Annotated in this window: 9 protein-coding genes; 5 read left to right on the plus strand and 4 right to left on the minus strand. The window is 53.9% G+C overall.

Translation table 11 applies throughout. The features are described from left to right. The first annotated feature begins 38 nt into the window (after positions 1-38). Positions 39-782, plus strand: coding sequence for a glycerophosphodiester phosphodiesterase family protein (locus tag P8N76_03265; protein MDG2380668.1), 744 nt, complete (start codon positions 39-41; stop codon positions 780-782). Positions 783-861: 79 nt separating this feature from the next. Here the strand turns inward: P8N76_03265 and P8N76_03270 are convergent, their stop codons facing one another. Beyond that, positions 862-4,305, minus strand: coding sequence for an MMPL family transporter (locus P8N76_03270; protein MDG2380669.1), 3,444 nt, complete (start codon positions 4,303-4,305; stop codon positions 862-864). A gap of 374 nt (positions 4,306-4,679) precedes the next feature. Further along, a complete protein-coding gene (locus tag P8N76_03275; GenBank protein MDG2380670.1) occupies positions 4,680-6,167 on the minus strand; it encodes a hypothetical protein in 1,488 nt (495 codons plus the stop codon). A 297-nt stretch (positions 6,168-6,464) separates the two neighbouring features. Between P8N76_03275 and P8N76_03280 the strand changes: the two genes are divergently transcribed. From P8N76_03280 to ribD, 3 genes are all read left to right on the plus strand, one after another. Further along, positions 6,465-7,517 carry a transaldolase family protein gene (locus P8N76_03280; protein MDG2380671.1) on the plus strand — a complete coding sequence of 351 codons (1,053 nt, stop codon included), beginning with the start codon at positions 6,465-6,467 and terminating at the stop codon, positions 7,515-7,517. A 376-nt stretch (positions 7,518-7,893) separates the two neighbouring features. Further along, a complete protein-coding gene (locus P8N76_03285) occupies positions 7,894-10,065 on the plus strand; it encodes a hypothetical protein (GenBank protein MDG2380672.1) in 2,172 nt (723 codons plus the stop codon). Positions 10,066-10,108: 43 nt separating this feature from the next. Continuing rightward, complete coding sequence (gene ribD / locus P8N76_03290; protein MDG2380673.1) at positions 10,109-11,236, plus strand: bifunctional diaminohydroxyphosphoribosylaminopyrimidine deaminase/5-amino-6-(5-phosphoribosylamino)uracil reductase RibD; 1,128 nt, start codon at positions 10,109-10,111, stop codon at positions 11,234-11,236. Between the two features lie 84 nt (positions 11,237-11,320). On the opposite strand, the gene P8N76_03295 is transcribed toward ribD, so the two are convergent. Together P8N76_03295 and P8N76_03300 are read right to left on the minus strand one after the other, a co-directional pair. Next, the gene (locus P8N76_03295) at positions 11,321-12,775 is read right to left on the minus strand and encodes a DUF1501 domain-containing protein (GenBank protein ID MDG2380674.1); all 1,455 of its coding nucleotides are present in this window, start codon (positions 12,773-12,775) and stop codon (positions 11,321-11,323) included. A gap of 31 nt (positions 12,776-12,806) precedes the next feature. Then, entirely contained in the window at positions 12,807-15,950 is a 3,144-nt protein-coding gene (locus P8N76_03300; GenBank protein MDG2380675.1) for a DUF1553 domain-containing protein, read from the minus strand. On the opposite strand from P8N76_03300, the gene P8N76_03305 reads away from it, so the two are divergent. Then, complete coding sequence (locus P8N76_03305) at positions 15,949-16,077, plus strand: hypothetical protein (GenBank protein ID MDG2380676.1); 129 nt, start codon at positions 15,949-15,951, stop codon at positions 16,075-16,077. The genes P8N76_03300 and P8N76_03305 overlap by 2 nt on opposite strands. Positions 16,078-16,150 lie beyond the last annotated feature (73 nt).

Below are 16,150 nucleotides of genomic sequence, written 5' to 3' on the forward strand. Positions count from 1 at the left end.
TTTTCTATTTGCTGGCAGCAACTCTGAGGAGCCCACCGATGACGGGACGCCCCACATTGGTCGCGCATCGCGGCTACCCAACAAACTATCCAGAAAACACGATGATCGGCTACCGTGCTGCGGTCGAGGCCGGCGCCACTTGGATTGAAACCGATATTCAAGTCACCCGCGATCAAGTTGTCGTGTTATACCATGATGCAACTCTGACGCGGATCTCAGGCGTTGACAGCTCCATCCTGGAGAAAACCTTCTCCGACTTAAAAAACATTCCGGCCTCCCATGAAAGTCGCTTTGGGCAAGAATTTTCCAACGAACCCATCGCGACACTCACCCAGTTGGTCGATTTCATCGGCCAACATCCTCAAATCCAAGCGATGATCGAGATTAAACAGGAGAGCATTGACGCTCACGGACTCGATCTGGTCCTCGATCTGACCTATCACGAACTGGCTTCTGTTCAATCTCAAGCTGTCGTGATTTCTAAGAACGTCGAAGCATTATCCAGATCGCGTGACGAACAAGAGTATCGAATTGGGTGGGTGCTGCCGGCCTGGACCCGCGAGAATCACCAACTTGCGAATCAACTGGCTCCGGAGTTCATGATCTGCAAGGCGGCCAGATTCCCCGACCAGGACGACCAGATCTGGACGGGAACCTGGCAGTGGATGATTTACAGCATTGATGAACCCGAGACGGCAGTTTTACAACCGGATCGAGGTATCCAAGTGGTCGAGACGAATCGGATCGGCGAGCTGCTCAAGGATAACCGTCTCCAATCGTAAATCCGACAACGAACCGTCAAACGCAGATCCCGCAAGATTTCCCAGCAGCGATAACGATCGATTGGTTAGACCGTCGACATCACAGACCAGAATCACGAGACGCCTTGCCTCTGGACCATTTCGATCGCTCCTGAGCTTTCGATTGGATCGGCTGTGATTGATGGATCGTTCGATGCGAGATCGCCTCGTCCACCTGTTCCTGCGGTTGGTTTTCGGAGGAATCCGTTTTGCCCCGGCGGCCTCCGAACACGCTACCCAAGCGACTGGCCAACAGAGAGGGCAGAAAGACCAAGTCACCAATCAGAGCCATACCTAACAGAGCTAACATCAGGGTGCCGAAACGCTGAGTCGGAGTGAATGTACTGAAGGCGAACACGGCCAAGCCGAAGCCGCCAATCAAGGTGGTTTGAGTCATCGCCAAACCGACTCGACGATAGGCCAACAAAATCGATTCATTGCGAGATCGACCTTCATCGAGCCCCCTTCGAAACCACGTCAGGAAGTGGATCGTATCGTCCACTGCAACACCCATTGCTACGCTGGCCGTCATCATACTGCCAATGTCGACTGCAATACCCAACCAACCCATCGCTCCAAATACGACAATCACAGGATAGACGTTGGGCATCATCGAAAGCGTTCCGGCTCGCACGCTACGCACGACAAACATCATCACAACGGCGATCATGCCGAACGCCCAACCTGTGCTTTCGATCAGGCTGACCAGCAACGTACGCTGTGCCTTGTAAACGACTGGTACAAGACCTGTGTAGACGGCTGCAATCGACTGTTCTCGTTCGTTTGCCGTGCCGATTCCCGCCTCATAAATATGACCGCTGGCGTCCACGAACGAACTAGCATGCTCTTTGAGTAGCTCGACGTCATAATTATTGTCGGCGTCAATCAGGATCACACAGTCTTTATCCGCCAACTCGGCCTCCCAGTCATCAGGAAGCTCGTAGCGTGGGTCATGCCAGCTACGGATATCAAGTCCGGCGTTGCGAAGCAGTCGCCCCAGCACCGAGGCAAATACTTTCGTCTGACTCACGCCCGCATCGGTCTGGCGAGTCGTCTTTGACGCATCGGATCCGTCTTGATGAGAAGACGACACTTGTCGCAGTTTTTTGGGATCGCCCCCAAACGGTGCGCCGACCAAGTAGACGTGCGAATTCCGAATCCCACCCAGCTTATTCTGTTCGCTCAGGGTTCGCAGAATTTGCTCTCGGTATTTGTAGGCCGACAAGACAGGTTCGATCGATTGCTTGAGATCATTAACGAAAACACCATAATCGGTGTCGTTCAATGCCCCCAATCGCAAACTGATCCGCCACAACTCCGCATCGTCGTCATTATCTAAACGCAGAAAATCCGTCGACAGAAACTCATCCCGATTGGATTCTAGCTGTTTGTTAAATCCACCACGAAATGCGATGTTGCGGAAACCGCCCCCGGACTTTGGCAACTCGGGAGCAAAGGTCGCAGCCAACATGGCTTGGCCCACTGCATTGTCCCCATGCTTACCCAGTCGTCGATCGAGCACCTCTTGGATGTAGGTCGTGATTTCCATCCGTTCCAAAAACGTCAAGGGAACGATATCGTCAATCGTGACTTCGCCGTCCTGTGGATCGGACTCTAAGGCGCTCCGCATCGCGGTGGGCTCAACCCGTACCACAACTTCCATCGGTACCAACTTACCGAGGTTTTGTTCGAGCCACTTGTAATCGCCGATAATCGTGGCGCCGCTGTCGAACATCTTGAGCAGCTGGACGTCCGTCTTGATTCTCGTCAAACCATAACCGATCACGACCATGCTGATCAGACAGCCGATCGCCACCGGAAGGTTATAGCGCACCACCAATTTACCGAACCTTAGCCAAAAGGCTTCGACGATCCGTTGAGTTGGCGTCATATGAGATTCGGAGCCTTGCAAAAACCGCCGCGGCGGCCACGTCTGCAAGGCAGCGGGAAGATATGTAAACAACAAAAACAGCGTCGCCATGACGCCGATCGCAGAAAACAAGCCAAATTTCCGAATCGGCAGGATATTACTCGCGTACAACGAAAGCAGACCCAATGACGTCGTCAAGGCAGCCAAAGTGCACGGTTTCCAACCAAGTTGAATCGCTCGATCCGCCGCTCGACGCAAGCCGACTTCACCCACCGACTCTCCGTAGTAATTGATGATGTGAACGGCTCCAGAGAGTCCCAACACATACACCAGAGAGGGCATCGACATCAGCACCGCATCAACGCTCGTTCCGCCCCAATAGACGAAGGAAAGGCTCGCCATCGCGCTGATTCCGCCCACAAAAAACACCATGGTGGTGATGTAGACACTTCGAAAGCTGAGCCAAGACAGACTGACTCCCACAAACACGGAAAGACCGATCAAACGAAACAGCGTTATCTGCCCCTCTTCGTCTATCGCTACGTTGTCGATCGGCGGACCGCCTAACTTGATAGTTGGCGGTGTGGGTGCCGGCGGTGCGGCAACCACCCAACTAATAGGTGGCGGCAACAATTGTGGATCTTGGGAAGGACTGATGCCCGACTCCTCCGCGATATCAAAGACCGCACCACGTTGCTTTCCTAAGATTCCTCGACCGAGTGCCGATCTTAGATTCTGTTTCGCGGTCTCGGTAAGCGTCGCAATCAAACACGTTTGCTGTCCATCCGGACCAAACAACGAACCCGTAAGCCGCTGAAGCGCTGCTTCTGGATCATCGCTGAGCGAACCGCCAGGTTTCGTTAAGTCGTGCAGCGCGCCAGGACCGGTCATCAATGTTTTGAATAACCGTGCGTTGAGACGTCGAGGGTCGGCGTAATACCAAGGCCCGTCTAATTCACCGAGTGACGTAATGTATTCACCCTGCAAGGGATCGCCAACCATCTTGGCGAGCGCCGTCTTAAAGGGCTGAATGACGTTCGATCTGCCATTCCATTGATAAAGATCGCCGTTGGGTAACAGGTAGTACCAATGGTCGTTCTTGCCTCGGATCCATTTTTCTTGCTTTCCACCCCAATTGAAATAGTCCTCGGGTTGGTAACGTAACCCGAGTCGATTTCCGATGAACTCAGCTTCCGGGGGCAAATCGCCGACACGCAACTGGCGAATGTACATCCCCGTGCGTTTGTCGATGAAATCTTGACGACGCAATTCGAACGGCCACGCTTCCGCATTACCCAGCTCCTCAGGCAACGACTTGTTTTCAACCGTCGCGATTTCGCGAAGCTGCTGAATCGAAGGTGGTACCTCCGGAAAAAACTTATCGACGAAGGTCTTAAAGTTTTCGTCTTTCCCGCTGCATTGCTCCCAACTGATGACGACAAACTGTTCGCCGATGAAGTGCTCGCGAAACCAATCCAGTTCTTTCGTCTCGGTAAAGTCCGATGGCAACCAATCCTTGACGTCGTTCTTCATGTTTTGCACCGCCATGCGCGCACCGCGCAACGCAAACGGGGCCAAGAAAAACACGGCCATCAAGATGATCAATGAATAGCGCGAAAAGAACGGTCTCTTCATACGGAAACTGCTCACAACTCAATCAAACCAGCGATCGGTTCACATTAAGCTGATTACAGTGTTGATCCTTCGTGGTCGTTCTCGAGATTTAGCGGCACAACCGGATACAATACAACCGGACGGCAGCATTGATGACTAGTTAAGTGTTAAGATAGTGAAGTTCCTGGCCTGCGTCTATGGCGCACGAAATCCGCTAGCAGCAATCGATGCTAAATTCGTTGACAAAGGTAGCGACTGTCAACTCAGAATAATTGTTTCGTTTTAGATACGGCCACCAAGTAAGTCGCTACGATGAGACAACAACTCACCCCAACCAACAAGAACCGCCCAGGCACCCAAGCCAGCCTGTCCCATCCATACGCTACTGCCGTCGCCTACCAAAGCGTTTCGAAGCCAACCGATAACCCGTGATACAGCACATCGCCGGTGACCTCAAAATTGGGCCATTCGGGTGCGAGACCCATATTTTCGGGAGCTGTCGCAAGACCGGTGATGTAGAGCGCGTCGTACCTGATGCGTCCGATCAGGTTCTTCCTGATCTGGTAGCTGGCAGCGAAGCCAACGTCGACCGCAACTGCCAAGTTGTTCTTGGATATTTCCTGCTCTCTGGAACTCGGCACGGATTCGTTAATCACGCTGAGGAAACTGTGACGATCCGCAAAGTTGTAGAGCCCACCAAACTTCGCTCGAAAGCCCCAACCCCAAGTTGTGTAGGCTTCCTGAATGTCAAAGCCAGCATGCATGCCGAACATTTCATTGCCCGTTCGCACGTTGAGAAAACCGGCATTCGCTGCCGTATCAAGGAATTCACTGTAGTACTTAAAATCTTCGTTCGCCGAAATGTATCGAGCACCCAGAATGAATGATTTCAAACTGCTGGCTGTAGCGTGCCGAACCCAACTGCCGTTTGGCTGCAGTGCAATGCGATCTCGCAAGGGCCGACCCATGATACGGTAGTTCGCCTCCAGCACATCCAAATCAGTCTTGTACTTTGTGGCATGTTCAAGGGCACCAGAAAAACCAGGAACGCGGTTGTTTCCAATGATTCCAAATCCATAAGTGTCAGTCTTAAAGGCACCAAGCGCGGTATCCAGATAGCCCGGTAATTCAACCGATCGAATCGCAGCAGAACTCTCGAACTCAAACAAACCCAAGAAGGTAAATTCAATGGAGTGATCTCGATTGGCAACATCTTGGCCGAGAAATCGGCCAAGCGTTAAGCGAACACCCGGTTCGTAAGTGTGATCTGTCGTCTTCGATGTGATCACCGGACGATTTGTCGAGAACGATGGTGAATCAAAGACAATATCCGATTGGTCCGAAGAGATTGGTACGTCTTCACCTTCGGTCCGCAAGAGTGCGACGAATTCCTGCTGACTGTACCAGTAACCACGCCGGTAGGTGTTATTTGTACTGTAGAACTCGACAGCATCCTGTTCCACATAAGTGGGGTCGAAGGTTGCATCGATCATTTCGTCGACGGTCGCCTTCGGTGGCCGCGTGGCCCCTGCTGATGCTCCGGGACGGATCGGTTCGGGAGCGATCACTTCGCCACCTACCTTCGGATCGGCAGCGGGCGGAGCCACCCGCGTGTTAGGCTTCACCGCATTCGGTGCGGCTGCCTCGTTGACAGCATCCGGCACTTGGGGTGGCAATTCCTGGAACTGAGCTTGCTGAATGGAACGATCAGTGCGAAAAGGATTTGGCCTTCCCGCATCACTGACGTCCGTTATTTCAGACACCCGTTCATCACCAGAAAATCGCACCTGTCCCCAAAGAGTCGGTGACATGACTGACAGCACTCCAATTGCCATCAGCCAGAACAGTAAGCGAGTGCCGTTTCGATTGACCGTACCTAGCACAGCTATATCCCCTCAATCCTTGCTTCTGCCCGCTGATCGCCGGTGGCTATCAGTCGAAACAGGTGAGTCGTTTCCTTCTTCCCTCTGCGTAATCGACTAATTGGCGGCCCAACGATAGGATTAATCGTTAAAATCCGCAAAGAAGATACGACCGTTCAACCAAGCTCATCCTTACCACCTAACGCGAACTACCCAAACTTACTAATACTGTCTCCGCACAGCCGCCAATTCAACTCGAAGTGACTCTGCGCGTCGCCTATACTGGCCCGAATGTTTTAAATAAGGATTTATGAAAATATGAGTACACCGCTCGAATCGCTAATCCAATCGGGAACCAAATTGTGGCTGGATTCCATCGACCCTGATCTCGTCCAAACCAATCGAGCATTGGGTGCGACGGGTGCAACTTCCAATCCAGTCATTGTCGCCGGACTGCTTAAGACGGGTCGCTTTGACGATGCGATAAATGGATTAATTCAGGAAGGGCTGAGCGACGAGCAGATCGCTTGGGAAATGACTGATCGGCTCGTTCGGCAAGCGCAGGAAGTTTTCCATGATGTCTGGGAGCAGAGCCAAGGCAACGACGGCTATGTCAGCTTTGAACTCGACCCACTGTTAGAAGATCCCGATTCGGGACCAGCGCATGCAGAGCGCGTCGCACGCTACATCGATTTGGCGAGTCGGTGGTCAGCCGGCCACGAAAATCGCATGATCAAGGTGCCTGCAACGCCAGCAGGAATCGAGGCCGTTGAAGAGATGGTCGCAGCCGGAGTCACCGTAAATGTCACGTTGATCTTTACGTCGCGACAATACAATCTGGCACGCGAAGCTGTCTGGCGGGGAGCTCAACGACGTTCATCGCTGGACCAGTTCAAAAGCGTCTACAGCATCTTTGTTTCCCGCGTCGACGTGTACACCCAGCAGCACGTTTCGGACCTTTCGTCGGAGACCCAGGGACTCGTCGGTATCGTGAATGCCAAACGCATCTGGGCTGAGAATCACGAATTCTGGGCGCAACACGCCACACGGTTGCAACAAGAGATGATCTTTGCCAGCACAGGGACCAAAGATCCTCAGGACGATCCGTGGAAATATGTCGCAGCATTCGCCGGCAGCGATATTGAGACCAACCCACCGGCTACGAATGATGCGGTCCAACAGAGCGACGTCAGCTTTTGTCGCCGCGTTGATCAATTGCCGCCGCAGGCCGTATTGGACGAGATTGACCAAAAGGTCGACACGCAGGAGCTTGAACGCACATTGATGGAAGAAGGTATCCAAAAATTTGCTGACCCTCAAAAAGCTCTTTTGGCGTTGATCGGCGAAAAACGCGCGGCACTGGCAAGCTGATTGAAACCAGCTCACGATCCAACTCGTCACCGGCTGTGGCGGCCGATTGGCAGGCTCGGCTGCCAATCGGGGCTCTTTCGAGACTCTCAACATCGCACCACACTGAGATCCCGACTGCCAGTGATATCTCGTCCGCCCTGATGAATTGGGCTGAGATCGGTTTGCACCAGCAGACTTCTCGTCAAAGGGGTCGGATTTTGCTAGGATCGAACTCTCGGAAGTAGATGCCTGAGCTGGAATCAACCTCGTCTTTCTTTGCGGCAATTTGCTGACAGACGGGTAAGAACGTGACAAAATAAGACCGGACGAGATCGCGGATTGGCGGCGAGCGAACCCCTGTCTCCTCATACCAACAAATCGGAAACTCGGTGCATTCATGACGCTCGATCAATATCAAATGTGTCCCTGCGGTAGTGGCAAGAAGGTCAAGTTTTGCTGCTCTCGTGACATCGTCAACGACTTGGACCGTCTGGATCAAATGATTCAGGGCGAGCAACGATTGGCGGCGATTGAAAAAATTGAGTCTTTGTTGGCCAAGCACCCGGACCGCGCTTCGCTCTTGATGGTCAGAGCTGAAGTTGAATTGGGACTGAAGGAATATGAAAAAGCTCGTGAGACCTCCAATCAGCTCCTGAAAATTGCTCCAACGAATCCGAGCGTATTGGCTTTGCCGGCAATCCTGGATATCGTCGAGGGTCGCAGCGTACTCCAAGCCGTGGAAGACTTGCAGACCGCTTTTTCGGCCGTGGAAAATGTTGTGACGGCTCGGATGTACGAAGCCGTCATGCTGGTCGCCATGACCTTGCTCAAAAGCGGTCTGCCAGTGGCGGCCAAAGGACACTTGCAGTTGGCTTTGGCATTAAGCGATGCAAAAGACGAACGATGCACGTCAGCGCTAATGCAATTGAATCATTCGCGTTCCATCCCGCTCTTATTACGCGAGCCATTGGATCTCGACACACCGCCTGAGAACGTGACGTGGCACATCGAGTTCACGTCGGCCATGCAGGACGTATTTCGAGGTCGATGGCAACAGGGAGCCGAAAAGCTAACCGAAATGTCGTTACGCATCCTCGATGCTCCGGCAATTCTCAAAAACTTGGCAGTCCTCTCAGCGTGGCTGGGACGCAACGAAGTCGCCGAAAAGGCATTTCGGTCCTACGCTCAAATTCGCGATCTGCCACTCGATGAACGCGTGCATGCGGAAGCAATCGCCCAGTTACTCGACCCCAATCTCGAACGTCAGATGGTACCGGTGGTGGGTATTGAGGTGGAAATCAACGATGCCGATCGACTGATGGAACAGTTGCTTTCGCATGAGCAACTCCGACAACTGCAAGTTGATCCTGATCGACCGGAAACGGGTGAACCCCCACCCCGTGCGATCTTTGAGCTCCTGGATCGAAAGATGCCAGAAAGCGGAAAAGATTTAGAACTTGAAGCAATCCCTCGTTCATTGGCGACGCTCGCGTTATTTGGCAAGCAGACAAATCGCGACGCGCGACTCGAATTGAATTTTGCCAAAACGGAGGAAGAAGTTAACCCGGTCGATGTAATCAAGAAAATCGGCGGCGACACGGTTGGGAATGTGATCGGAGAGGAACGGGTCATTTCCCAACTGCCACGCATCAGTGCAGCCGTATTTGGTACTTGGCGCATTCCAGAAGATGCGGAAGTCGATCGGCGTCGACAAATGGTAAATCAACTGCGCCGAGAGGCCCTGACAGATCGCTGGCCGGAAATGGAGTCTCCACTCTATGACGGGCTGACACCGAAAGCGGCGGCTCAGGACTCGAAGTACAAAGCGTCCGTATTGGGAGAAATTCTGGTCCTGGATATGGCCGCTCAGGAAGGAACCTGGGAGCTCGACCTGAACGAACTCCGCTCGAAACTCGAACTGCCTACCCGCGACCCGATCGAGTCGGGAAGTTTCGATGTGGATCGTCTACCGGTGCACGATTTTTCGAGGCTGGATCCACCCAATCTCTCTGATGATGAATTGCTAACCACCTATCGTCGCTCCTATTCGGTGATGGCCGTTCAACCATTGCGGGAAATGGCGCGTGAGGTAATTCAACGTCCAAGCTTGGATGAAAAAATCGACAAAGTGGAAGCCTACGATATTCTCTCGGACGTCGCCACCAACACCGACGAGGCACTGCAGTATCTCGAGCAGGCGCGCAAGTTAGCAACCGCTGATGGCGAATCACCCGCCCAATGGCTGATTGACGAATTGGAAATTCGTTTGCTACGAGGGGAAGTCGATCATTTCACTCAGTTGATGAAAGAAATTCAAACTCGTTACATGAAAGAGCCTGGAGTCGGCCCGGCTCTCCTCCAGGTTCTTTCGCGATACGGATTAGTCACACCCGACGGGCGGGTTTCGGTCCCTGGCAAGCGAGAAGCCGCAGCCGCAGCGGATCAAAAAGATGCCGATGCGTCCTCCGCAACCGGTGTTTGGACTCCCGCTGCCGAAGCACCCGCTGCCGAAGCTCCAGCCGGCGAACCCAAGCAAGAATCCAAGTTGTGGGTTCCAGGAATGGACTGACCCTACCACCCGCAGCGCCTGAAAATTCGATTCGACTCAGCTGATGAATGCCAATCTGGTCGATGTCAACATGATGACCCGCGCGATCGAGCTTGCCGCGCGGGGACAAGGCAGAGTCGAGCCGAACCCGATGGTTGGCTGTGTGATTGCCAGGGCAGATCAAATCATCGGAGAAGGTTGGCACAACGATTTTGGTGGCCCGCACGCTGAAGTCGCCGCCATTCAAAGTGCCAAGCAAGATCTGCAACTTAGTACTATCTATGTCACACTCGAGCCGTGTTGCCACCACGGCAAGACTCCCCCCTGCTCCGAAGCCATTCGTAAAGCTGGCATTTCCCGAGTCGTCGTGGCACAACAAGATCCCTTTCCGCAGGTCGCGGGAAAAGGCATCGCGGAGTTGCGAAATGCAGGGCTTCAGGTCGACCTGGGAGTCTGTGAGTCCGAAGCCGAACTACTGATCGCTCCGTTTCGCAAACGAATCGTCACGGGACGTCCCTGGGTGATTGCCAAATGGGCAATGACACTCGACGGAAAAATCGCCACACATACTGGCAACAGCCAGTGGATCTCTTCCGAAGCTTCGCGTCAGATCGTGCATTGTTTACGAGCAAGAGTCGATGCCATCCTGGTCGGCAGCGGAACGGCCGCCAAGGATAACCCGCAACTGACCGCTCGACCGGCCGGCGTTCGCCAAGCCGCCCGCGTGGTGGTGGATTCAAACGCCACACTGGCTTTGAGTAGCCAACTGGTCAAAACCGCGCGCGAAACACCCGTGCTGGTGGCTGTCAAAACAGGCGGCGATCCGCAGCGCCAACAAGCTCTGGAAGCTGCTGGTTGCCAACTTGTCCAATGCGATGGTGACGATCACCTGCAACGACTGGACTCGTTGTTGCGACAACTTTCCGGGCGATCGATGACCAATCTTTTGGTCGAAGGTGGCGGTGGATTGCTGGGAAATCTGTTGCAGATCCACCAGATCGACGAAGTCCACGCTTTCATCGCACCCAAGCTTGCTGGTGGCCAGACAGCCATTTCACCGATTGGAGGTGCCGGATTCGACACGATGGACCAAGCGATTGAGCTCAAGTCGCCTCAAACCCAATTCGTGGGACCCGACCTTTACATCCACGGTCATCTGGCCGCTCCCAAGCCGAATCCCCTCGAAGACTGACCGCCGCCTCTCGTTCACGCAAAGTGCAAAAGTGAGCAGTGCGTTCAAACGATAACGTGAGTCACCGAGGATGTCAGTACGGCTTTAGACAAGCACATCATCGACGACCCGCCCGTGCACATCGGTAAGGCGAAAGTCGCGACCCTGAAATCGATAGGTCAGCCGTTCATGATCGATTCCGAGTGTGTGCAAGATGGTGGCATTGAGATCGTGAATGTGTACGGGATTCTCGACGATGTTGTAGCTAAAATCGTCGGTCAGGCCGTAACTGATCCCGGGCTTCACGCCGCCACCGGCCATCAACGTGGTGAAACAGCGAGGATGATGATCCCGACCATAGTTCGCACGAGTCAGTTTCCCTTGGCAATAAATCGTTCTGCCGAATTCGCCGCCCCAAACCACAAGCGTATCTTCCAACAAGCCTTTCATTTTCAGATCCTTGATCAGGGCTGCCGTGGGTTGATCAACGTCGCGACACTGTAGCGGCAGATCGCGGGGCAAATCTCCATGCTGGTCCCAGCCTCGGATGAAAACCTGAATAAACTTCACGTTTCGTTCTGCCAACCGGCGTGCAAGCAAACAGTTGGCTGCAAATGTGCCCGGTTGTAGGACCTCTTTGCCGTACATGTCCAACACATGTTGCGGTTCATCGGACAAATCAGTCAGGTCGGGAACCGACGTCTGCATCCGATAGGCCATTTCGTACTGCGCGATCCTTGTTTCAATCTCGGGATCACCGATGCGATCGTAAGTCTGACGGTTCAATTGTCGCAAGCCATCCAACATCTCGCGGCGCGTCGATGAGTCAATTCCCGCTGGATTGGAAAGGTACAAGACCGGGTCGCCTTCCGACCGTAAGCTGACTCCAGCATGCTTTGCCGGCAGAAATCCTGCCCCCCACAGTCGTTCGTACAATGCCTGCGCATCCCGCTTGGCATTCCAACTCGAATGGAGCACCATAAAACATGGTAGCTCTTGATTCTCCGATCCAAGACCATACGACAACCAGGCACCCATACTCGGACGACCGGGTATCTGGGCGCCGGTTTGGATGTAAGTGATTGCCGGATCATGATTGATCGCTTCCGTGTGCACAGACTTGATCACTGCCAATTCGTCCACCACGGACGACATATGCGGCAGCAGCTCACTCATCCACGTGCCCGCCTGACCGTGCTGAGCGAATTTATATTTGCTGGGTGCGATCGGAAATCGCTTCTGTCGCGAGGTCATCGTGGTCAGCCGTTGGCCATCAATGATCGAATCAGGAAGATCTTGATCGAACAGGTCGACCATCTTGGGTTTATGATCGAATAGATCCAGCTGAGAAGGCGCACCGGACATGAAGAGATAAATCACACGCTTTGCTTTGGGCAGATGATGTGGTTTTCCCAAGACGCCTGGATCGGCATTCGTTGGATTGGCAAACAGTTGGGGATTGAGCAACGATCCCAGCGCCGCAACGCCAATCCCGCCCGCTGTACGCCCGAAAAAATGGCGACGTGTCATTTTCAATGCGTGTTCGTCGTATCGATTCATCAACGGAACTCTCATACGGGCACTGGACAAACTACTTGGTGATCGTCTCGTCTAAATTCAACAAGGTGCTGGCAATCAGCGTCCAGGCGGCCAGCTCGTTGACCGCGATCGCCTTGTCATAGTTGGATGCTCCCACAGAGACTAGCTGCTTGGCGGCCTCCGGATCTTGTTCATACTTTTCACGATATCTCACGAGCATCTGCTGCAACACCTGCACCTCGTCCGCCGCGGGCGGCCTCGACGCCACGAGCAGCAGTCCATAACGTATCCGTTCCACGTCGGACCCCGCCACCGTGATCATCCGACCCGCGAGTTCACGCGCAGCTTCGACGTACTGCGGATCGTTCATCAACACGAGTGCGGCAGCAGGTGTATTCGTGCGAGGACGGCGTACCGTGCACACCTCGCGCGAAGGTGCATCGAAAATCTGCATACCGGGCGGCGGAGAAGTACGCTTCCAAAACGAATAGAGGCTGCGGCGATAGAGCGAAGCTCCTTCACTCGCTTTAAATTGAGCCGTATTACTCGAGGTATAACCCACTGCCTTCCAAAGTCCGAGAGGCTGATACGGTTTGACGCTCTTTCCACCGGTCTGCTCAACTAACAAACCGCTGATTGCCAGCGCGTTGTCGCGAATCATTTCTGCATCCATCCGAAATCGTGGGCCTCGAGCCAGCAGACGATTTTCTGGATCTCGCCGATAAGCGGCTGAGGAGGCGATCGATGCTTGTCGATACGTGGCGGAATTCACGATCTGGCGGTGCATGGCCTTGACGTCCCATCCCGAATCAACCAACTCCACGGCCAACCAGTCCAACAATTCAGGATGTGACGGCCATTGTCCTTGGGAGCCAAAATCCTCCGTCGTCTTCACCAAGCCGATGCCAAAATGTTGCTGCCAAATCCGGTTCACCGTAACCCGAGCGGTGAGCGGATGGGTGGGTGACGTCAGCCAGCGAGCCAACCCAAGTCGATTCGACCGCATGGCAGCCGACATCGCCGGCAAAATGGCTGGCACCCCCGGTCCAACAGATTCCCCTGGCTGATCATACTGCCCGCGAATCAACAGATGCGCCGCACGCGGCTTGCTCATCTCTTGCATCACAAGCGTGCTGGCAAATGAACTTTCGATCCGACGTATCTGATCGGCCTGTTGTCGTTCCCCATCAGCTAATTCGCGGTAATTTGCCTCGCGTCGCTTGAGGAAACGATCCAACAATTGCTGCCGCTCCGATGAACTCCAGTCGCTCTCGGTTTCAGCAAGAAGCTCCACCAGCGGATTTGCTCCGACTAAAGCCTCTATCTCCGAGTCCGTAAGCACTCGCGGATAAATCCGAACCTCGTCGACGATACCTTGAAAGGGAGCCGAGGGTGTTCGACGACCAATCTTCAAGGTCGCATCCGTCGAAATCGAACCTCGCAAGCGATCGTGGGTCACCTGCAATTCCTCTTCCTGACCATCCACATAAACGTGGACTCCGGCAGCCGTTCCCGAACCGTCGTAGGTCACGAACACATGCTGCCAGGACGAGAGCGTGAGTTTGCGCTTGGTGTTAACGCGAATCGCATCTTTTTCCCAATGATGGATCAAATGAACAAAGACTTGGTTGTTGCCAAGATAAATGTCGTAGCCTTGAAACGCCTTGTCATCCGCCATTCGAGAAAGTAGCGTCAACGCGCCCTTGCCAGTCGGATAGATCCATGCTCCGCCGGAAAACGCATCTCCCTTGTCAAAGGCGGCCACATCGCCCAGGTCAACATGTGTGTTGCCGTCAAATCGCAACCCCGAATTCTGCTTGCCAGCATCCCAGATTACCGTACCGACAATCTGGCCTGAACGGTCTTGACCAAGGTCGACGCGATCGCCCTCGTTTTCATCGAAAGTAGCCCGTACGATCGCACCCTCGGGGAGCGATGGCATCTCCGCAGATTTCCGGTATTCATCCGCCCAGGCCGCCAGATGTTTGTCTGACTCGTCCCGCAGCTTTTTAAGTTCCCCGCGCGTTTCGTTGCGGAGTTGCTCAAGTCGCTTCAACTTTACTCGTTGCGTAATCGATGCAGTCTTAACCGATGGCGGCGGTAAAAGAGCATTTCCATCCATCGCGCGCTCGGTCTGACTAAAGAAAAAAGCGAACAGCTGATAAAATTCTCGCTGAGTCAATGGATCGAATTTGTGATCGTGGCACGCCGCACACCCTGCGGTGAGCCCCATCCATACCGTGGCCGTCGTTTCCACACGATCGGTGGCGTAACGCACCAGGTATTCCTGATCAATCGATCCGCCCTCGCTGGTTGATACATTGCAACGGTTGAAACCGGTTGCCACGCGTTGAGCCAAAGTCGCATCCGGCAGCAAATCCCCCGCCAATTGTTCAACCGTGAATTGATCAAAACTCATGTTCTGGTTGAACGCATCAATCACCCAATCACGATAGGGCCAAATCGAACGTTCATTGTCGAGGTGCAATCCATGGGTATCCCCGTATCTCGCAGCATCCATCCAATATCGCGCCTGGTGTTCGCCATATCGGGGCGAGTCCAGCAAACGATCAACTAGTCTTTCGTAAGCATCAGGCGCCGAATTCTGCAGAAACGTGTTGACTTCACTTGGGGTCGGCGGGAGGCCCGTTAGGTCAAATGTCAGCCGCCGAATCAACGCCCGTTGATCCGCTTCCCTACTTGGCGACTCGCCAGCCGATTCGATTTGCGCCAGCACGTAGCTATCAATCGGGTTGCGAGTCCATTCCGAGCGACCGATATCTGGCAGTGGGGGTCGCACGGGGGCAACGAATGACCAATGCTCTTCCCAAGTTGCACCCGATTCGATCCAACGATGCAAAAGCTCAATTTGCGCCCTTGTCAAAACCTTGCCCGAATCGGGCGGGGGCATCTGCTGGTCGGTATCCCCGGTCGTGATTCGCGCCAGTAACTTACTCGCTGCCCTATCGCCCGCGACGATGCCTCGACCACCTCCTTCGAGTTCGCCAAAAGCCACCGCTTTCACGTCCAAACGATAATTCGCCTGCCGTTCACTCTCGTCCGGGCCATGACAGCGAAAACAGTTGTCAGAAAGAATTGGACGAATGTCTCGATTGAAGTCGATCTCACCGGCCGTCGCGGCCGCAACAGCCAACCCAAAAACAGGAAGTGAAAACGCGATGTAGAATGTCCGCATGACCATCGCCGCAAAGGGAGGAGTTAAAGATCGGGAACGTCACGGTGCTGACGATATCCAGGTACTCTCTATTCTAGTCGACAAGGCGAAGTTGAACGAACAGATGTTGCCTGGAAAGGGTCACTGAGAATAACTTTCCCTCCGATTGCAACCAAAATAACAGCCAGTCGTCGTGGCAGCCTCCGTCCAACCAACCACCA

The organism is Pirellulaceae bacterium, from assembly GCA_029243025.1.
Lineage (GTDB): Bacteria > Planctomycetota > Planctomycetia > Pirellulales > Pirellulaceae.

What these genes read in the sequence shown, in the direction of transcription:
- P8N76_03300 (MDG2380675.1), bottom strand. Translation starts at nt 15,950, where the DNA reads ATGCGGACATTCTACATCGCGTTTTCACTTCCTGTTTTTGGGTTGGCT.
- P8N76_03270 (MDG2380669.1), bottom strand. Translation starts at nt 4,305, where the DNA reads ATGAAGAGACCGTTCTTTTCGCGCTATTCATTGATCATCTTGATGGCC.
- ribD (MDG2380673.1), top strand. Translation starts at nt 10,109, where the DNA reads ATGAATGCCAATCTGGTCGATGTCAACATGATGACCCGCGCGATCGAG.
- P8N76_03285 (MDG2380672.1), top strand. Translation starts at nt 7,894, where the DNA reads ATGACGCTCGATCAATATCAAATGTGTCCCTGCGGTAGTGGCAAGAAG.
- P8N76_03305 (MDG2380676.1), top strand. Translation starts at nt 15,949, where the DNA reads ATGACCATCGCCGCAAAGGGAGGAGTTAAAGATCGGGAACGTCACGGT.
- P8N76_03280 (MDG2380671.1), top strand. Translation starts at nt 6,465, where the DNA reads ATGAGTACACCGCTCGAATCGCTAATCCAATCGGGAACCAAATTGTGG.
- P8N76_03295 (MDG2380674.1), bottom strand. Translation starts at nt 12,775, where the DNA reads ATGAATCGATACGACGAACACGCATTGAAAATGACACGTCGCCATTTT.
- P8N76_03265 (MDG2380668.1), top strand. Translation starts at nt 39, where the DNA reads ATGACGGGACGCCCCACATTGGTCGCGCATCGCGGCTACCCAACAAAC.